General features: G+C 49.1%; 15 protein-coding genes, 1 CRISPR repeat array and 1 riboswitch. Of the genes, 12 read left to right on the top strand and 3 right to left on the bottom strand.

From position 1 onward, the window contains the following. Positions 1 to 4: 4 nt before the first annotated feature. Positions 5 to 868: a DMT family transporter gene (locus AWM70_RS12180; RefSeq protein WP_068696736.1), complete on the bottom strand. Its 864-nt coding sequence runs from the start codon at positions 866 to 868 to the stop codon at positions 5 to 7. A 266-nt stretch (positions 869 to 1134) separates the two neighbouring features. On the opposite strand from AWM70_RS12180, the gene mntA reads away from it, so the two are divergent. The 11 genes from mntA (at position 1135) to AWM70_RS12130 (ending at position 16334) form a co-directional block, all read left to right on the top strand. Further along, positions 1135 to 1581, top strand: a complete 447-nt coding sequence (gene mntA / locus AWM70_RS12175; RefSeq protein ID WP_169823437.1) for a type VII toxin-antitoxin system MntA family adenylyltransferase antitoxin — start codon at positions 1135 to 1137, stop codon at positions 1579 to 1581. Beyond that, entirely contained in the window at positions 1578 to 1991 is a 414-nt protein-coding gene (gene hepT, locus AWM70_RS12170; RefSeq protein WP_068696734.1) for a type VII toxin-antitoxin system HepT family RNase toxin, read from the top strand. The genes mntA and hepT overlap by 4 nt, the downstream gene beginning before the upstream one ends. A 248-nt stretch (positions 1992 to 2239) precedes the next feature. After that, a CRISPR array of direct repeats spans positions 2240 to 4806; the repeat unit is 32 nt; unit sequence GTCGCACTCCATGTGAGTGCGTGGATTGAAAT. Between the two features lie 254 nt (positions 4807 to 5060). After that, the gene (locus AWM70_RS12165) at positions 5061 to 5843 is read left to right on the top strand and encodes an aminoglycoside phosphotransferase family protein (protein WP_068696732.1); all 783 of its coding nucleotides are present in this window, start codon (positions 5061 to 5063) and stop codon (positions 5841 to 5843) included. A gap of 149 nt (positions 5844 to 5992) precedes the next feature. After that, positions 5993 to 7120 (top strand): CdaR family transcriptional regulator, encoded by a 1128-nt coding sequence (locus AWM70_RS12160; protein ID WP_068696731.1) that lies wholly within the window; start codon positions 5993 to 5995, stop codon positions 7118 to 7120. Between the two features lie 238 nt (positions 7121 to 7358). Beyond that, positions 7359 to 8492, top strand: coding sequence for a glycerate kinase (locus AWM70_RS12155; protein WP_068696729.1), 1134 nt, complete (start codon positions 7359 to 7361; stop codon positions 8490 to 8492). Positions 8493 to 8541: 49 nt separating this feature from the next. Then, positions 8542 to 9897 (top strand): glycoside-pentoside-hexuronide (GPH):cation symporter, encoded by a 1356-nt coding sequence (locus AWM70_RS12150; protein ID WP_068696727.1) that lies wholly within the window; start codon positions 8542 to 8544, stop codon positions 9895 to 9897. 50 nt (positions 9898 to 9947) lie between these two features. Continuing rightward, positions 9948 to 11432, top strand: a complete 1485-nt coding sequence (locus AWM70_RS12145) for a glycoside hydrolase family 5 protein (protein WP_068696725.1) — start codon at positions 9948 to 9950, stop codon at positions 11430 to 11432. A 239-nt stretch (positions 11433 to 11671) separates the two neighbouring features. Next, entirely contained in the window at positions 11672 to 11839 is a 168-nt protein-coding gene (locus AWM70_RS23475) for a hypothetical protein (protein ID WP_169823436.1), read from the top strand. Positions 11840 to 11957: 118 nt separating this feature from the next. Then, positions 11958 to 13550, top strand: coding sequence for a beta-N-acetylhexosaminidase (locus AWM70_RS12140; RefSeq protein WP_068696723.1), 1593 nt, complete (start codon positions 11958 to 11960; stop codon positions 13548 to 13550). A 297-nt stretch (positions 13551 to 13847) separates the two neighbouring features. After that, positions 13848 to 14381 (top strand): DoxX family protein, encoded by a 534-nt coding sequence (locus tag AWM70_RS12135; protein WP_068696721.1) that lies wholly within the window; start codon positions 13848 to 13850, stop codon positions 14379 to 14381. A gap of 173 nt (positions 14382 to 14554) precedes the next feature. Beyond that, a riboswitch (Lysine riboswitch) is annotated at positions 14555 to 14751 on the top strand. A gap of 179 nt (positions 14752 to 14930) precedes the next feature. Further along, positions 14931 to 16334: an amino acid permease gene (locus AWM70_RS12130; protein WP_237167916.1), complete on the top strand. Its 1404-nt coding sequence runs from the start codon at positions 14931 to 14933 to the stop codon at positions 16332 to 16334. Between the two features lie 327 nt (positions 16335 to 16661). On the opposite strand, the gene AWM70_RS23860 is transcribed toward AWM70_RS12130, so the two are convergent. Both AWM70_RS23860 and AWM70_RS12125 read right to left on the bottom strand, forming a co-directional pair. Further along, positions 16662 to 16808, bottom strand: coding sequence for a hypothetical protein (locus AWM70_RS23860; RefSeq protein WP_237167701.1), 147 nt, complete (start codon positions 16806 to 16808; stop codon positions 16662 to 16664). 3 nt (positions 16809 to 16811) lie between these two features. Beyond that, positions 16812 to 17633 (bottom strand): helix-turn-helix domain-containing protein, encoded by an 822-nt coding sequence (locus AWM70_RS12125; protein WP_068696719.1) that lies wholly within the window; start codon positions 17631 to 17633, stop codon positions 16812 to 16814. A gap of 230 nt (positions 17634 to 17863) precedes the next feature. Here AWM70_RS12125 and AWM70_RS12120 point away from each other — a divergent pair, with 230 nt between their 5' ends. Further along, on the top strand, positions 17864 to 19933 hold the full coding sequence (locus tag AWM70_RS12120; RefSeq protein ID WP_083180265.1) for a glycoside hydrolase family 127 protein: 2070 nt from the start codon (positions 17864 to 17866) through the stop codon (positions 19931 to 19933). Positions 19934 to 19937 lie beyond the last annotated feature (4 nt).

Here is a 19937-nt window from a genome sequence, read left to right as displayed (position 1 = left end):
GTTTTTAAATCGAAGGCATTTTGCGGGATTTTCCTTTTATGTTCACTATACATATGCCCAATAACACAAAGGCAATTCCGGCAAGCGTAGTCGCCCTCAGCTCTTCGTGCAGGAAAAGCCAACCCGAAATGACTCCGATAACTGGAACGGTTAATAACGTAACGGAGGCTCTGCTGGCTTCAATTTTCGACAAGATATACGTCCATAGAACGAAGGCAAGGGCCGAAGCTAAGAGGCCGGAGAACAACAAGTATCCGACAGCCTCAAGATTCCATTGGGAGGCGCCATGCTCGAAAAGCAGGGAATAAATAAACAAGCCTAGCGTTCCGAAAGTCATTTGCCAGGTTGTGAACTGCACTTTATCGCTGTCTTGAAGTTTTTGTTTGATGATGAGGTTAGACATGGCCCAGGTAATAGCTGAGGACAAGGCCAGCAGAAGCATCCATGGACTGCCTGAGAGATGAATGTTCATGGCAAGAATCAACCCGATAATGCCTATGGCGATGCCGGCCGTCTTGCGTGGGGTAAGCTTGTCGCCGGGAATCCAGTAATGGGCCATGATAGATAAAAATAAAGGCATGCTGTACGTTAACACCGAGGTCAACCCGGCACTGATAGAGTTCAGCGAAACCTGGATGGCTATATTAAAATAAGTCGTTTGCAAGAGGCCGCAAACCAGATACCATTTGAAATGCTTTTTCTTGGGAAAGGAAATTCTTTTATAAAATATAATCAGGAACAAGGCCCCTGAACCGATCAGGAAACGAAAAGCGGCAAATAAAACGGGCGGGAACAAACCGTTCCCAAGCTTCATAATCACGAAATTAAATCCCCAAATCAGATATAAAAGCAAACTTAACAGCTGCATGAGCGAACTCATCCCTTCGATCTGTGGTAGCTAACCTTAATCATAGCATGATTGGAAAAATCGAGGGAAGGGAATAATCCTTCTATGAACGGGAGTGGCAATTAAAGTTCTCTTGACACCGCTTCAAGTGATTTCGTATTTCGTAGTCTAATTATGAAGGAGCTCTCTTTTCTAATAGCATACCTTGTTGCATTAATTTAATATAATAAATATATTAACTAAGAAAGCTAAATGGTCGCAGTCCCTGAAGGAGGGTGCGTGGAATTTTGAAAAAGCTCAGTGATCAACCCGATCATCTACTGATTGAGCAGGGGTTAACCTCATCCCAGTTGGAGGAGATCGTGAATATCCTGGTCGAACATGTGAATCCAGCTTCTATTATCTTGTTTGGCTCTTTTGCTAAGAAGAAATCTAGACCAGATAGTGACATGGATTTGGCCTACATTCCCGATCAACAAAAGCCAGATGCCTACGAACGATTTCGAATCGCTGCTCTTATTGCAGATAAGACGGGGCGTGAAGTGGATCTGATTGATTTTGAACAGGCTAGTCCGGTGCTGCGAGCCCAAATCATAGACAGCGGTTTGCTGCTTTATGAACCTGATTCCTTGAAGAGGCAATTGCTGTTTATGCGTTCTCTCAAAGAATACGCCATGCTTAATGAGGAGCGACGGGAAATTATCGAAAGCCGGATGCGGGAGGAGCCGTTATGAACCCTGACATCGTATTGAACAAGATAGAAGTGATTCGTAGGTGCCTGTCCCGGATTGAAGAGGAATACGCGAATGACGATCGAAATCTGCAGAATTTCACAAAGCAGGATTCCATCATTCTCAATCTGCAAAGATGCTGCGAAGCCAGTATTGACCTTGCCATGCATGCTGTTTCTGAGCTTCAGGTCGGGGTTCCTCAAACGAGTCGTGATGCCTTTGATATTTTACTTAGTCAAGGAATCATTGACGAAAAGCTGGCTGGCAATATGAAAGCCATGGTAGGGTTCCGCAATATAGCGGCACATGATTACCAAGCTGTGCAGCTAGAGATTTTAAAAGCTATACTGAATAAGCATCTTGCAGATTTTATTGCATTTACGAATGCTTTGAAGAAATTTGCAAGCAGCTAAGCTCATGTTCAGTTAAAAATAGCCGGGATTTCTAAGTAAGTAAGCAAAGTGGCCACTTGGCCATTTGGTGCGAACCTAAAGCTCCCATAAAATCTCCGGGGGATTCGCACCTCAGATTTTGTCGAAAAAGACGCTGAATCGTACCTCAGAACATTAGCTGAGAGTTGATTGATCTAGTTGAGTAATGAGATATAATGGAAATGACTCGAATTCATCTTGTTAGGAGATGGAATAGAGGTATTTTCGCTGTCGCACTCCATGTGAGTGCGTGGATTGAAATGCTGTAACTTATGGCGGTATTAAGCGCTATGAATGTCGCACTCCATGTGAGTGCGTGGATTGAAATAGGACGAGTTGGAATCTCCAAGCTTACGTTATAACACGTCGCACTCCATGTGAGTGCGTGGATTGAAATGGTACGAAAGCGAGGTAACCAAATGACACGTGAAGGTCGCACTCCATGTGAGTGCGTGGATTGAAATTTTAGGTTACTTTATCGCCCGTAGTTTGTCAAGAAAGTCGCACTCCATGTGAGTGCGTGGATTGAAATGTCATTGATGGAGTCAATCGGCGCTATATCCGCGTCGCACTCCATGTGAGTGCGTGGATTGAAATTTGCAATTTACGCATAGATGCAATAGTATTATCGTCGCACTCCATGTGAGTGCGTGGATTGAAATAACCCCAAGCAAATAGCATCCCATTCTTCTCTCGTGTCGCACTCCATGTGAGTGCGTGGATTGAAATCGAAGCCACCGAAGCCCATCATCATGGCGGATGGCCGGTCGCACTCCATGTGAGTGCGTGGATTGAAATTATAATTTCATTGAATCTTTCACAGGAATGTCATTGTCGCACTCCATGTGAGTGCGTGGATTGAAATATCTCCAGTGAGGACCTTATAAATAGGATCAATGTCGCACTCCATGTGAGTGCGTGGATTGAAATATGACGGCCTAGATCCACTTTGGCAAAGATTTGTCGTCGCACTCCATGTGAGTGCGTGGATTGAAATATCTTCGCTAAGTAAACGAACGCCAACATGTTGGTAGTCGCACTCCATGTGAGTGCGTGGATTGAAATCTTACAACTTGGGAAATAACGCTTACGCATCAAGTCGCACTCCATGTGAGTGCGTGGATTGAAATGTTTAGAAGACGATAACGAAACGTGGATTGAGATAGTCGCACTCCATGTGAGTGCGTGGATTGAAATACGGTTGTGCGCTTGCAGGAGCTGGCAATCCTTCGGTCGCACTCCATGTGAGTGCGTGGATTGAAATACAACCAAATACAACGGTATGCTTGAGGAAATAAAGTCGCACTCCATGTGAGTGCGTGGATTGAAATGACCATGATCCCATCCCCTTACCAAGCATTAAGCCGTCGCACTCCATGTGAGTGCGTGGATTGAAATCCACGTATCAGATTGCGACGTATTCATCGAGGTCAAGTCGCACTCCATGTGAGTGCGTGGATTGAAATTGAGCGACGAACAGCGCGACATTATCCAGAACAAATGTCGCACTCCATGTGAGTGCGTGGATTGAAATATTGTGGCCCACTCCTACAGCGAACGATGGGAAGTCGCACTCCATGTGAGTGCGTGGATTGAAATCTTTGGTACGAGGAATTAGACGAGTTTAACGGCAGTCGCACTCCATGTGAGTGCGTGGATTGAAATTCCAACGTATGGGTATTTTTGGCCGCCAGTTACGCGTCGCACTCCATGTGAGTGCGTGGATTGAAATATCTGGTGCAGAAATGGCCTACCAAGCGGTTGTAGTCGCACTCCATGTGAGTGCGTGGATTGAAATCGTTTCTGAGAGCATTTTGTGTAGATCATCAATGTCGCACTCCATGTGAGTGCGTGGATTGAAATTTCCGGAATCCAAAACTTTAGAATGGCCGGGTGCTGGTCGCACTCCATGTGAGTGCGTGGATTGAAATAAGACTTGTTTTCTGAACTGAACATCAACTACAGTCGCACTCCATGTGAGTGCGTGGATTGAAATATGCCTGGATCAAGTTTATTAAACCATCCAAGCGTCGCACTCCATGTGAGTGCGTGGATTGAAATGTCTAGGAAGTCTCTTAATTCCTCTGTTTTGTCTGTCGCACTCCATGTGAGTGCGTGGATTGAAATTCCGGTATCAACTATCACATTTCCGGTCAACAAGTCGTCGCACTCCATGTGAGTGCGTGGATTGAAATTTTTAGAACCCAATGTCCCAGGTTATCCTGTATTGTCGCACTCCATGTGAGTGCGTGGATTGAAATATGTTTTGATCGTAAACGATTATAGGAGCCTTTGGCGTCGCACTCCATGTGAGTGCGTGGATTGAAATAAATCAATTGAGAATGTGCCGAACACTTCGACGGGTCGCACTCCATGTGAGTGCGTGGATTGAAATACCGTCATCAATAAGAGCCATGTTACCTACGATAGTCGCACTCCATGTGAGTGCGTGGATTGAAATACCTGCTCGGGAATGCTGCGGATTTAGCTTCTCGGCGTCGCACTCCATGTGAGTGCGTGGATTGAAATAACTCGCCAGCAAGCATCTCTATCGCGCCCACTACGGTCGCACTCCATGTGAGTGCGTGGATTGAAATTCACTCTTCGGCACCTGTGACGGCATCATGCGCTGTCGCACTCCATGTGAGTGCGTGGATTGAAATCAAACTAAAAATTGCAACCGGGTCCGGCGTCCGGAGTCGCACTCCATGTGAGTGCGTGGATTGAAATGAGAAAGTCCATAACCACAATAAACGGATAAAACAGTCGCACTCCATGTGAGTGTGTGGACTGAAATTGCTCTTCGACGGTCCAAGTCGCCACTGCTACCTTGTCTCCCTCCCCATAAGCGTGTAATTACCTATGAAGCACCAAGTTTTAACCCGCCTAGACCCAAACTGCAATTTTCAAATTTTTCTCTAGCGTTAATCCCTAAAAACCACCCTCAACCATTTCTTACAATTTGAACTTGCCTTTTCTTGCCCGTACTTCATTTGGTCCGTATTAAATCTACCAGGCAACACCAACACCAACTTCTGAAAGGAATCAAAAATGAACCATAAAGAAGAACTCACCGGCGGAAGAACCGGACAAATTCATAAAGTTGAAGAGACGGTTATTCGTCCTGCGAATGCTTGGACTCCGCACGTACATAAGTTTCTAAACTTTCTTCATGAAGAGGGGGCAGTTTTTGTGCCCAAACCGTATGGGATAAATGATCGGCAGGAAGAGATCTTATCTTTTATGCCGGGTGAGGTTTTTCATTATCCTTTACCGGATCCAATGCTGAGCGACTCCATGCTTGTGTCTGCTGCCCGGTTATTAATGAAATTTCATCAATCCAGCGAACGATATATTTCCAAATTAACAAACCATGAGCAGTGGATGCTGCCTGCCGTTCTCCCGATCGAGGTCATGTGTCATGGAGATTTTGCGCCCTACAATGTCACTATAGTAGGCGATGAAGCGTCAGGGATCATAGATTTTGATACTTTACATCCAGGGCCGAGAATGTGGGGTATTGGTTATGCTGTTTACAGATGGGTCCCGTTCCATAATCCGAAAAGCCCAGGCTCCAGTGGGAATTTGAAGGAGCAAATAAGAAAGACGAAACTGTTTCTGGATACGGTTGGAGCATCCCCTCAAGATAAGGAATCTTTTGTTGCTGTATTAATCAAACGTTTAGAAAGCTTGACTGAATATATGCGAAAAGAAGCTCGCGAGGGGAACCAGGTTTTCCAATTGCATATAGAAGAGGACCATCTGCAGCTTTATCTGGATGATATTGAATATTTAAAAATGAATGAGAACGAGATTATAGACGGCATATTGTAAAGGTATTTTCAAATTCTAAGCATCTAATAATCACGAGGAAATCCGCTGTTAGGAACTCTTTCAGAAACGGACTGCCATATTTTTTATCCTCTTAACCCGTCCAAAATCCGTTAAAATAAAGTAAAGTTCTAAGGAAGGGAAAAAGAGACTTGAATATTTCCACCAAACTGGCGCAAACGATCGTGGTCGATATGAAGGAAATCGTCAATCAGGAGATCAACTACATTGATACGGACGGCATAATCATCGCAAGCACGGATTTAAGCCGAATCGGCACGTTTCATGGCGGAGGCAAAAGAGTGGTCGACACCCGCAGGGAGGTTGTGATTCAAGAGGACGGGGAATATGCCGGCGCACGCAAAGGCCTCAATCTGCCCGTAACCTTTGAAAATTCGATCGCGGGAGTCATTGGGATCACCGGAGAATACGAGGAAATCGAAAAATACGGAAAAATTATTAAGCGGTTTACGGAATTGTTAATCAAGGATGCTTATCTCAACCAATTGAGAAGCCAGGAGAGAGAAAATCAGCGGATGATTATCGAGGAACTGCTGTTTCGCAGTCCATCCACCGACGAACAAAGCATCCTGAATAAATTAAAGGTGTTCAATATTCGTCCGCATGTGGAAAGAGTTGTTGTGGTATCGGAAATCCTGGGGGACGACAACCGGCTGATCGAGGAGAATGATAACCTGTTCAAGCTGTATTCAGACCGCTTAACCACGTACGCCGACCCTCTGCTTATGCAGAACAAAAATAAAATGATCATGGTGCTGCAGAAGCTTCCAGAAACTTCGCTTGACGCCTTACTAAGAGACCTGGCCAGGGAGCTTCAAGCCCGGTACGGGTTCCCGGTGAAATCCGGAATCGGGACGGTGGAGGACGAGTTGACCGGCCTTAAAGCCTCCTATGAAAAAGCGCAAACGGCCTTGGATTGGGCATTGTTCTCGGACGACAAGGCAGTCCAGTATTATAACCAGATGGATATTGAAATTATAGCGGAGAAAGTGTCCGCTGATATCGCCGCCGAATACATCCGGAAGGTTTTTGCGGAGTTGGAAGATAAGGACGCCCAGGAATACAGCCGGATCTTTAAGCTGTTTGAAAAATATAACGGGTCCATCACCCAAATTTCCGAGGCCCTTTATATTCACAAAAACACGCTCCAGTATAAGCTGAACCGGCTCAAAACCTTAACGGGGTACGACATGAGGCGGTACGGGGATTTTGCCGTGCTTAAGCTGGCTTTTCTGTTAAATGCAAGACGGACCGCTTGACGCTTTAAATGCATGTTGGAACCGATGAGCTAGTCCAATTGGCTGGAATTAACGTTCAAAAAAGAAACATTAAGGAAATCAGGAGTGCTCTTTTATTACGGATACCAAATCTAACCCCTAATCATTAGGGGTTATTTAGTATGGGTTCCATATTCAAATGTAACCGCTTTATCTAAAATGACTAGTAAAGGAAGCGCTTTCCGAAAGTCTTATAAAGATAGATAAAGGGTGTGGGGAATTGAAAATCGTGATTGCGGCCGACTCCTACAAGGGAAGTGCCACTACATTTGAAGTCGCAGGTTATATCGAGCAAGGCATCCGCCGGGTGCACCCGGATGCCGCCATACTGAAAATACCGCTGGCTGACGGAGGAGAAGGAACGGTAGATGCGTTAGTCTCTGCCTGCGGCGGGCGTTATATCGAGCAGGAAGTAACAGGGCCTTTAGGCAGCAAGGTGAACGCCAAATTCGGGCTGCTTCCCGGCGATACGGCTGTTGTGGAAATGGCGGCGGCCTCCGGGCTTCCCTTGATCAAGGAAGAGGAGCGGAATCCTTTTATCACGACTACCTTCGGCACCGGCCAATTGATTAAAGCCGCACTGAATGAAGGCGTCAAAACGATTTACGTCGGAATCGGCGGCAGCGCCACCAATGACGGCGGTTTGGGGATGGCCCAAGCGCTTGGGGTTTCTTTTAAAGACAAGTTCGGCCGTGAAATCGGCTTTGGCGCCAAAGCGCTGGAACAGCTGGACACCATCGATATTTCTGGATTGGACGTTAGGCTGAAGGACACGGAAGTGCTGGTGCTTTCGGATGTCACCAACCCTTTATGCGGAGACAATGGTGCTTCTTACGTTTACGGGCCGCAAAAGGGAGCTTCTCCTGGTGACCTGGTAAAGCTGGACTGGCTGCTGCGGTTATTCGCCGAGAAGATCGAACAGCAATTAGGCGTCAGCATTATGGACGTACCCGGGGCAGGAGCGGCTGGAGGTCTTGGAGCCGGATTAATGGCGTTCTGTCAAGCCGAAATAAGCTCGGGAATCGAGACAGTCTTGAAGCTGATCGGACTCGAAGAGAACCTGAAGGACGCGGATCTGGTTATTACCGGCGAAGGCCGTATGGATTTCCAGTCTACGCAGGGGAAAGCGCCGGTCGGCGTAGCGAAGCTGGCCAAAAAATTCGGCCTGCCGGTCATTGCCATCGTAGGCAGCGAAGGCGAGGCGATCCAGGACGTATACGACCACGGCATTGATCTGGTCATCGATATTATTAACCGGCCTTTATCGCTTCAGGAAGCTATGGATCAGGTGGGTGAGCTGACGGCACATGCCGGCGAGAAGGCCATCCGGGCATTCCAATTAAACAAGAAATAACCAAAGGGAGGTTTTGAAATGGGTTTGATGGCCGTGAAAAAAAACAGTTATGAAACCAACAGTCCACAGAATCAGCAGCCGGGAAAAAGTAGGTTATGCGACAGGGGACCTGGCATTTAACCTGATTTATCAGACGGTCAGCAGCTATCTGCTGTTTTTCTATACCGATGTGTTCGGCATCTCGTCGGCCGCAGCCGGCTTGATGTTTCTGATCGTAAGGATATTTGATGCGGTGGTCGATCCGCTGATCGGCACGGTGGTAGACCGCACCAATTCCAAATACGGGCGTTTTCGGCCGTATCTGCTTTATGGCGCAATTCCTTTTGCGATCATGTCCGTCCTCTGTTTCACAACGCCTGGGTTCTCGGATACAGGGAAATTAGTTTATGCCTACATTACCTACATCTTATTGTCCGTCACCTATACTACGATCAACGTTCCTTATGGAGCTTTGACTTCGGTTATCACACAGGACAACAAGGAAGTCGTCAGCTTGACGTCTGTACGCGTGTTTTTCTCCAATATCGGCGGGATGATCGTTACTTATGGGGTGCCTCTGCTGGTCGGGGTTTTTGCAGCCGCAAACATGAAGACAAGCAGCAGCTGGCAATTGACTATGACGATTATGGGGGTTCTCGGATGTTTACTGCTCTTTTACTGCTTTTTCAACACCAAAGAAAGAGTTAAAGTCCCGGATCATGCTGCTGAAAAAATCAACCTGAAGGACGCCTTCGAGCAATTTCGGGTGAACCGACCGCTTGTTCTGATCTGCCTGTTCTTTATTATCAACTTTGGTGTCAACTCGATTATCAACTCGGTGGGTGTTTATTACATTACGTATAATGTGGACAGGCCCGATCTGGTGAAATGGTATGGCCTGCTGGGCGTTCTGCCGGCCTTGGTTTGTATGCCGCTGATGCCTTTCCTTTATAAATGGATGGGCAAAAGAACACTGCTCTTCACCACGTTGACCTTCAAAATGGTGGGCTTGCTGGCCTTGTGGGTTATCCCGCCTTCCATGGTTCCTTTGGTGCTGACTGCCCGGATCATCTCTGCGATCGGAACCGTTACGGCCGGCGGTCTATGCTGGGCTTTGGTTCCTGAAACGATCGACTATGGGGAATATAAAACAGGCAAACGGATGGGTGGTTTAATTTATGCGATCATCGGATTTTTCTATAAATTTGGGATGGCGCTTGGCGGGATCGTTCCTGGACTGATCTTGGACCGGTTCGGCTATGTGGCCAATCAGGCTCAAACGCTGACAGCGCTCCACGGCATTTTGCTGACTACGACCATCATTCCGGCGGTCTTTATCATCATCGAGCTTATTGCCATCTATTTCTATAATCTAGATGAGAAGGAACATAAACGAGTGGTTGCTGAGCTGGAAGCACGTCAATAAGCAGCTGCCTTTTGGCAGCCCAGTAAACAAAAGAAAGGAAGAGAAAGCAGATGGACAGACTTACGGTTAACAAAAACAAGATTACCGATTCGCAAGGAAACCCCGTTCAACTAAGAGGCACCTGCATTGGCGGCTGGATGAACATGGAGGATTTTATTAATGGGTTCACAGGGACGGAGCATGCTTTGCGGTATACCGTATCCGAAATCCTCGGCGCAAGCAAGGCGGAATTTCTGTTTGAACGGCTCCAGCATTACTTTTTCGGCGAAGATGATATTCGGTTCATCAAAAGCTGGGGCGCCAACACCGTGCGGATCCCTTTGAATTACAGACATTTCGAAGACGACGAGGCTCCTTTTACTTACAAAGAATCCGGTTTTCAGCAATTGGACAAAATCGTGAACCTCTGCGAGCAGTATGGCCTGTATGTGATTTTGGACCTGCACGCGGTACAAGGCTACCAGAACACGCATTGGCATTCGGATAATGATGTAAGGCACAGCTTTTTCTGGCATGACCGGACCTATCAGGACCGCTTTGTGGCTTTGTGGGAGGAATTCGCCCGCCGTTACCGGGGCAAAACGGTAATCGCCGGCTATAACGTAATGAACGAGCCTTGCGTCAATTCGCCTCACGGCGACTATCCGCATACGTTCTTCGGGAACTACAAACCGGATTGGGACCGGATGAATGCCGTCTACCAAAGAATAGTCGGGGCGATCCGCAAGATTGATCCGGCGACGATTATTTTTCTGGAAGGGGATATGTATTCGAAGCTGTTTGAAGGTTTGGAAGCTCCTTTCGCCGATAACCTGGTGTACAGCAGCCATAATTATACGGCAGCCGGTTTTGGCCCCGGCCCTTACCCGGGAATCGTGGATGCGCGCAATGCCAACATGGACCGGGGCAAATACTGGGACGCCAAGGTGCAGGAGGAAGAATTCTTGAACCATCAAGGGACCCGCTATACCCAGCAGCATCAGGTTCCCCTTTGGGTCGGCGAGTTTGGCTCCGTTTATAACGGACCTGCGGGGGAAGTCCAGGACCGGTTGAAGGCGATGGACGATCAGATCGGCATTTTTGAGCAGTATGGGGCGCACTGGACAACCTGGACCTATAAAGACGTAGGCGTTATGGGGCTGGTCACCTTGGACCCCGAATCCGAATATATGCAGCGCATCGCCTCTATTATTAGAATGAAACATGAGCTCAACACGGACGACTGGATGATCTGGCTGCCCGGCCATAAAGCGAGACAGCTCGCCGGAGAACTGGCCTCCCACCTTGAGGAAGCGATCGGCGATCCGGGCATCAACCACAGCTACAATGTGGCGGGGATTTCGCAATCCATTCTGACCGTGTATGCGGGCGCCTTAATCCAGCCTGCTTACGCCAAGCTGTTCCAGGGTTTATCGGAAGAGGCGATCGACAAAACGATGCAGTCTTTTGCTTTCCGGAATTGCAGCCTCAACGAAGGACTGCTTAACATCCTGCAAAAGCATACCTCTCAGCATTCCGGCGTGAATAAGCAGTAACAGGGAACAGCCGGCTTCATTACCGGCGATTCAGCTCCCTGTCGAGGCCAGCCAGCCGGACACCGCCGTGATGCAGGTTAATGCTAAATCAATAATAGATTTTATAATCAGGGCAGTGGTTGGCTGCCATAGAGAAGGACCCGTTCTCCGGTCGAATTCGATCGGGACGGGTCTTTTTCATCGCAACAACGCAGAGGGTCGGGAAGCTCAGGGAGCGGCATAAACGGGAGGCCTCTTTTTTGAAACTTTATTTTTCGGAGATTAAAATTCATCGTCGCCGAACTGAACAGCATGTTCTGAAATTTATAGCTCAAAATCCTTCTCGCGCTTCTCTTTATGTGATTGAAAACGCAGCTTTGGTTGGAACAAAAGCTTATGTTTTTTCTCAATCAATTCTCTGGCAGTAGTGAATTTAAATATAAAGTCAGCCACACTTCCAAACCAATGAATCATAGCTGCATTGCCTTCCTTCCCCTTGTCACCCTCTCCGGCATCCGATATGCTTGCTAAGAGGTGATAACAAACATGGAACAGCACAAAACATCTAAGGAACAAAATTTATCCAGTCCCGCTTTTCTTGCACTTCCAAGCGTACGGCAGTTTGATCGGCAATCGGATGAACAGTGGCGAGTAAGCGGTGAGTCCAAGATCATCATCATCGAAAATGCAAACTCATCCGGTAATCCGGTATTGGCTGACATGGTTTCGCTAGTCCAGTCCGAATTCGCGGCCAGACAGCTTACGAACGAAGACCGGATAGGCCGGATTCCTGTCCAGACAGGAACGATCAGCACTGCCGGTGCCGGTGATTTGGTGGTAGAGCTCATGGATATGGAGCTTCTTCGAAATCACATTCAATCTCTGGTCCGCGGCGAGCATAACGCGCCGTCTGCAAGTCAAGGCAGCGAAGCCTACACGCTTGAGATCGGCAGCTTCGTGCACCTGAAGTCGGCCACTGAACGGGGGCTTCTCTATGCCTTTCGCACCCTCCTGCAGCAGCTTCTGGCACAAGGCTGCCTGGCTTATGGAACCGTAGTCGATTATCCTGCCGTTCAGGAAAGAGCGATGCACGTGGATATCGGCCGGAAATTTTTCAGCAAGGATTGGATCCTAAATCGCATTAAAGAGCTGTCCTGGCTCAAGTTAAACGTATTGCAGCTGCATTTTTCGGAAAATGAAGGGTTTACCCTCCAATGTGACAGCCATCCGGAAGTCATGTCGCCGCAGTATTTAACCAAAGAGGACCTTAAGGAAATTCTGCAGACGGCCAAAAGGTATCATGTAACGGTTATTCCGTCGCTGGATTCCCCCGGGCATCTCGGTTATGCGCTGAAGGATCATCCGGAATGGCTGCTTCAGGATTCGTCAGGCGCGCCTGCCAAAGGAGCTCTGGATATTACAAATGAGGCGGCCAAGAGATTTGTCCTTGATCTGATCGATGAATATGCGGAGCTTTTTCAAGAAAGTCCTTATTTCCATCTCGGCGGGGATGAATTTATCGATTTTGAGCAGTTTGCCCTGTACCCGCAATTGGAGAAATATGCCCAAGAGAAGCTTGGGATTCCGGAAGGACAAGGCGTAGATACATACATCGACTATATCAACCAAATAGCGGTGCATCTCGAAGAGAAGGGCTTTATTGTCCGGGCCTGGAATGATGGCTTGTACCGCCAGGACCAGACACAGCGCGTCCATCCCAAAGCCTCCATTCAGATTACGTACTGGACGAAATGGCACCGCAACATGGCAACGGCTCAAACCTTCCTGGATCTGGGCTACGAGCTTATCAATTATAACGATGCTTACTTCTACTATGTGCTGGGGGAAAACGCCGGCTATAAATACCCAACAGGTGACAAAATCTACGAAGACTGGCACCCTGGTCTGCTGCCCAAGATCAGCGATATCGAGAAGCAGGAGTATCCGGAGCCGTATCCGTCCAGTCTGATCGGTTGTTCCTTTGCGATCTGGAGCGATACGCCGGACGCGCAAACCGAGCAGCAGGTGGCAGAGGGCATTTACGAGCCGCTGCGTGCAATGGCGGAGAAAGCCTGGATTGCAGAGAAGCGGTATGGAAGCTATGAAGCATTTAAGCGGATGACAAGCAGCATAGAATAAGATCACGAATATTTATGAAAAAACACCGGCAGCCGTTGTTCGGAATTATCCCTGCGTATTGGTTTCTTTAGTAATTAGGGTGGTTCCGTCACGGGTTTGGCCGGTGTTTTTTGTCGATTCCGTTATATGAACACACCAAACAAATAAAATTTAAAATAAATCTGATAAGTGTGACTTTTATCACACCTATTGTGAAATATTTCACTTATAATAAAGCCATAAGAGATGATCATCAAACAAAAACAAAAAGCAATAAACAAAATCACAAATGGAGAGAAACCAAAAGGAGAGATTGATATGTTTAACAACTGGCTGAGAACCAATAAAGTGGCCATGTGGCTGCTGACCGTAGTCCGGATTTACCTGGGATACCAATGGATGACACACGGCTTTGAGAAATTGACAGGCGGCTTCGACGCCGGAGGTTTCCTGCAAGGGGCCATCGCCAAAAGCACCGGCGAGAATCCGGCTGTCCAAGGCTGGTGGGCCGCATTCCTGGAACACGCCGCTCTGCCGGGCGTAAACTTCTTCAACGTTCTGATCCCGCTTGGTGAATTTCTGGTAGGCCTTGGGCTGATCCTTGGTACCTTCACCACCTTCGCCGCTCTGATGGCGGTTGTGATGAATACCGCGTTCCTCTTCTCGGGTACGGTAAGCACCAATGCGCAAATGCTGATTCTTGAAATCTTCATCGTAGTCGCTGCCGCCAATGCTGGTAAAATCGGTCTGGACTACTGGGTTATGCCTTACCTGCGCCGTCTGTTCAAACGGGAAAGAAACGAAGTGCAGCCTCAGGCGCCAGCACCAACCCAAATAAAACACACGGCTTAACCTAAATAATCTAAATAACGAAAAGATTAGGATATTTGGCCCGCGGGACTCGCCGGGCAAATATCCTTTCTTTTATCTTTTTCCAAAATTATGTCATTGTGTATGTCAGGTTAATGATCTATAATTAAAGCTCGTATTTCCCTTAACAATTTAATAGCAAGCCTCATCTGAACTGATGAGGTAGAGGTCGCGGTTTGGAAGAGTACCGCCGGGGTAAGTTAGAAGCAGCTGAGGATCCCGGAAGGAAAGGGCAAACCGCCGAAGTGTGGCTCCCAAGCTTCAAAGGGGGCGATGCTGGGGCTGTTCCCGAAAGGGGCAGAACTGTCACGGCCATTTGTCGCCATAAATGCCGTGTTGTGCTATCTTCATGAAGGTTTGAGGCAGATGATTTCTAATGATCCGAAGACCGCGCGAAATAGCTGCGGTCTTTTTTCTGGTTCTTCCTGCATGATTTTAGGGGTATCTCTGAACAACCTAAAGGAGTGTATTGTTGTGAACAAAAGTCAGAACCCTTCCACCGGATTAAAAGCCGGTCTGAAAGCCCGGCATATGACGATGATTGCCTTGGGCGGCTCGATTGGCACCGGGCTGTTTCTTGCCAGCGGAGGCGCCATTTCTTCCGCCGGACCCGGAGGTGCCATTGTCGCTTATGCAGCTATCGGTTTGATGGTTTACTTCCTGATGACCAGCTTGGCCGAGCTGGCTTCCTACATGCCCGAATCAGGTTCATTTGGCACTTATGCGAGCCGGTTTGTTGATCCGGCACTGGGTTTTGCGCTCGGCTGGAATTATTGGTACAACTGGGCCATTACCATCGCCGCCGAGCTGTCGGCCGCCACTTTGATTATTAAATACTGGTTCCCGGGAAGCTCATCCTTCCTGTGGAGTCTGCTGTTCCTGGCCTTGATCCTGGGCCTGAATGTCTTGTCCGTAAAAGGTTATGGAGAATCCGAGTATTGGTTCGCCATTATTAAAGTCGTTACGGTCATTGTGTTCCTCGCCATTGGTGTCTTAATGATCTTTGGCATTTTGGGCGGCAAATCCTCCGGCTTTGACAATTTCACCACGGGTGATGCGCCGTTTAACGGCGGTTTCCTGGCTTTGCTTGGTGTGTTTATGGCCGCGGGTTTCTCCTTCCAAGGCACGGAGCTGATCGGCGTCGCCGCAGGTGAAAGCGACAATCCGGCGCACAACGTGCCGAAGGCGGTGCGGCAAATTTTCTGGCGGATTCTGATCTTTTACATCCTGGCGATTTTCGTCATCGGCATGCTGATCCCTTATACCAATCCGGATTTGCTTAAAGGAGATATCGGCAGCGTGGGCACCAGTCCGTTCACGCTGGTCTTCAAGAAAGCCGGCCTCGTATTTGCCGCGTCGGTCATGAACGCCGTTATTCTCACTTCGGTGCTGTCAGCAGGCAACTCGGGCATGTATGCTTCCTCCCGGGTCCTGTATGGCCTTGCCAAAGAGGGAAAAGCGCCTAAGCTGTTCGCCAGGCTGAACCGCCGGGGCATTCCGATTTATGCCGTGCTGCTTACCGCAGCCGTTGGCATGCTGGCTTTTCTGGCCTCTTTCTTCGGGGACGGCGTCGTATATACCTGGCTGCTGAACGCCTCCGGGATGTGCGGATTCATTACCTGGCTCGGCATCGCGATCTGTCATTACCGTTTCCGCAAAGCTTATCTAGCGCAAGGACGCAGTCTAAAAGACCTTCCCTACAGGGCAAAATGGTTCCCGTTTGGTCCCGTTATTGCTTTCCTGATTTGCGCCGTTGTCATCGTCGGGCAAAGCATGTCCGTCATTTCGGACGGCCGCGTGGATTGGCTGGGACTGGTGGCTTCGTATTTAAGTATTCCGCTTGTTCTGGTTTTATGGCTGGGCTACAAATGGACGCAACAAACCAAGGTTATCCCTTTGACGGAATGTAATCTAAACCCGGGAACGGACAAATAAAAGAAAAAGCTGCACACCGCGCATCTAAGCGCACTCATCCCTCTGGACGAACGGCTTCCATTTTTTGCTGGGGCCCCGTCCAAGGGATTTTTTATTTTTTTTCCTGGGACATGGGTAATAAAGAAGGAATGGATTTTTTTCTGAAAGTTACAGTAAGTGGGAGGGGAGCCTTATTCGGAATAGACTTCTGCTGATCCGTATCCTAAATGAAATTTTGATCTCCCTTTGGTTTATATCCGGTTCCGTGAACTTGTTTTTTTCCAGCGGCAATGGAGATGGGAAGATGGTTTTTTATCGCGGGAAGTGTGCAGATGCTTGTCAAAAATGTCATCCGATTGGTCCGTCATTTCGGCCTTCGATTTGGCTCGAGAGCTTTGAATCCGTCAGCTTCAGCCTCCCCAGCTCGTTCTCATAGGGAGAGGCAACAAAACCGCTGGCGATCGTGAATGGGCTTATCTCAGTTCGGACTTCCAAGGTTCAGCTGTTATTCAGACGGGTCTGTGTAAAAGCTTTCCGGTATTCGGTTGGCGTTACGCCCTCAAGCCGTTTGAACCATTTGGCAAACTGCTTGTCGTCCGGTATGCCGACCTTTGCGGCTACCTCTTTGACGTGCAAGGGGGTGCCGGTCAGCAGTTCTTTGGCTGCTTCAAGCTTCAGCTGGTGAATATGCCGGAGCAGGCCGGAGCCAAACCTCCGCTTGAACATCCGCGACAGGTAGTCCTTGTTATAGCCCATTTGCACGGCAATCCGCTCAACGGAAATATCGGGCTCAAGCGCATGAATCCGAGTCCATTCCAGCAGCTTCGGCAGCTGGGGATCAAGGGCCTCGAGGCCGCTGGAATTCTGCAGCTGTTCAGCTAGCTCAATCAGCAGCGAGGTCAGAAAATAGTCCCCGGCCGCACGGATCTGGTTGCCTCCATTAGCCGAGTGCAGCAGCTGCCGGGCCAGGATATGGATTCGTCCGGGATTCGGGCAGCTCGCATATTGCGGGATCTGACTATCCGGGCTCCCGCTGGCTGACTTGGCCTCATTCGGAATCAGAAAATGAAACCAATAGAAAGAAACCCCCGGCAGTGAAAGCCTGTAGCCGCGGTGTCTTACTCCGGGCTCCAGAAGGAGCATATCTCCAGCTTTTACCTCGTACATAAGCCCGTCCGCTTCGAGAAAAACAACGCCGGATACGCCGATAATCAGCTCATAATCCTCAATGGTCCTGTCCATATGCGACCAATGCCCATCGGATATGAATTGTCCGCCCATGCGGAACTGATAAGGTTTTCCCCAATATAAAGGAAACATGATAATCCTCCTTCGCTGCAGATAGAAGGTCATTTTTTGACACTTATTATACAGGAACCTCTACCGACAAGTACGCTTTTTTTCATTAGTATGGACATATAAGGAACCTTGCCGGGAAGTTTAACTGCGATGGAACAGCTTCTGATCCAGCATGACCGGATTTAGCCGGATTGTCTCCGCTTTGCCGCGTGACCGGTTCCTGTCCAATCCGAACGATGGAGCGTGATGTCATGAACAACGAATTCAAACGTGTAACCGCCGCCGCTGCCGCCCACTCTAGCCGTCCTTTGGAGCTGCAGTCCGTCAAAATTAACGATCCCTACTGGACTCCTTATCTGGATCTGGTAAGGGATACCGTAATCCCTTATCAATTGGAAGCGCTTAATGACCGGATCCCGGGAGCCGAACCGAGTTATGCGGTCGCCAATTTCCGGATTGCAGCCGGGTTAGCGGAAGGCGAATTCGGGGGAATGGTTTTCCAGGACAGCGATCTGTACAAATGGCTGGAAGCCGTCGGTTATTCGCTGGCCGTCAAACCGGACGAGGATCTAGAGCGCGAAGCTGATGAACTCATTGACCTTATTGCCTCCGCTCAACAAGAGGACGGGTATCTCAATACGTATTTTACGGTGGCCGAGCCGGGTGCAAGATGGACCAATCTGACTGAATGCCATGAGCTTTACTGCGCGGGCCATATGATTGAAGCTGCTGTTGCGTATTACCGGGGCACCGGCAAAACCAGGCTGCTGGACGTGGCAAAACGGATGGCTGATTACATTTCAAGCGTATTTGGAACCGGCGAAGGACAAATTCGCGGCTACGACGGCCATCAGGAAATTGAGCTTGCGCTTGTGAAGCTCTATGAAGCAACAGGGGAAAAGCGATATTTAAATCTGAGTTTGTATTTTATTAATGAAAGAGGACAGCAGCCGAGTTTCTTCCATAAGGAATGGGAGCGGCGGGGCCGAACCTCGCATTGGTCCCCGGGTACCGTCCAGCTGAATCCTCCGGATCTCTCCTACTTCCAGGCGCATAAGCAGGTCCGGGAGCAGGAGTCCACTGCGGGTCATGCCGTCAGGGCCGTTTACATGTATACGGCGATGGCCGACCTGGCTGTGTACACCGGAGACGAAGGCCTGCTGGAGGCCTGCCGCCGGTTATGGCGTAATACGGTCCGCAAGCAGATGTATATCAACGGAAGCATTGGTTCAACGCATCACGGCGAAGCTTTTACGTTTGATTATGACTTGCCCAACGACACAAACTATTCCGAAACCTGCGCTTCGATCGGTCTGATCTTTTTTGCAAGTCGTATGCTGCGGCTGGAGATGAACGGCGAATACGCCGATGTGTTGGAGCGGGCTTTATATAATACGGTAACAGCGGGGATTGCGAGGGACGGCAAACATTATTTCTATGTTAACCCAATGGAGGTATGGCCGGAAGCCAGCGAACAGAATCCGGGCAGACACCATGTCAAACCAGTCCGGCAGCAATGGTACGGCTGCGCCTGCTGCCCGCCCAACATCACCCGTCTCCTGTCCTCCCTTGGCCAGTATGTATTTACGGCGGGCAAAGACACATTGTACGTGCATCTGTACATCGGCAGCGAAACGCGGGTAGCGTTCGGCGGGGATGATCAAGCCGCCGCCAAGGCTGTCATTAAGCTGGACAGCAGCCTGCCCTGGCAGGGAGAGGCCAAGCTGACTGTCAGCGACCGGGAAGGCAGCGGACGATTCACCTTGGCGCTGCGGGTACCGTCCTGGTCCCATACCACGGTATTTACGTTAAACGGCAAGCCGGTTATCCCGGAGATTCGTGACGGTTACGCTTATTTGGAGCGGGAGTGGCAGGAAGGGGACCAATTCGCTGTTTCGCTCGATATGCGGCCGCAGCGCATCTATGCAAATCCGTTAGTGAGAGCGGATGCCGGAAAAGTTGCCCTGCAAAGGGGACCGCTGGTCTACTGCTTGGAAGAGACAGACAACGGGGCTTTACTGCCTGCCCTCAGCCTGCCAAGAGATGCGGAGATCCGTGAAGCGGCGGGAACTGGGGATGTCCTGGAAGGTGCCGTTCTGCTCGAGGTGGACGGCTTGCGGCTTGAGGACGGGGATTGGACCGAGAACAAGGGTGAGGAAGATTACGAGAAAAACGACCGGATAAACAACGTGAACAAAGATGAAGACAGTCTGTACCGTTCCACTCCGGCCGCGGTCAAGCCGCAAAAGCTGACCGCCGTTCCTTATACGCTTTGGGGCAACCGGAAGCCGGGGGAAATGCTGGTGTGGATCAGGGAATAGTCAA

This window comes from Paenibacillus yonginensis (assembly GCF_001685395.1).
Classification (GTDB): Bacteria; Bacillota; Bacilli; order Paenibacillales; family Paenibacillaceae; genus Fontibacillus; species Fontibacillus yonginensis.
Note: the sequence above shows the minus strand (reverse complement) of the source record. Positions and strands in the feature narration are given on the sequence as shown.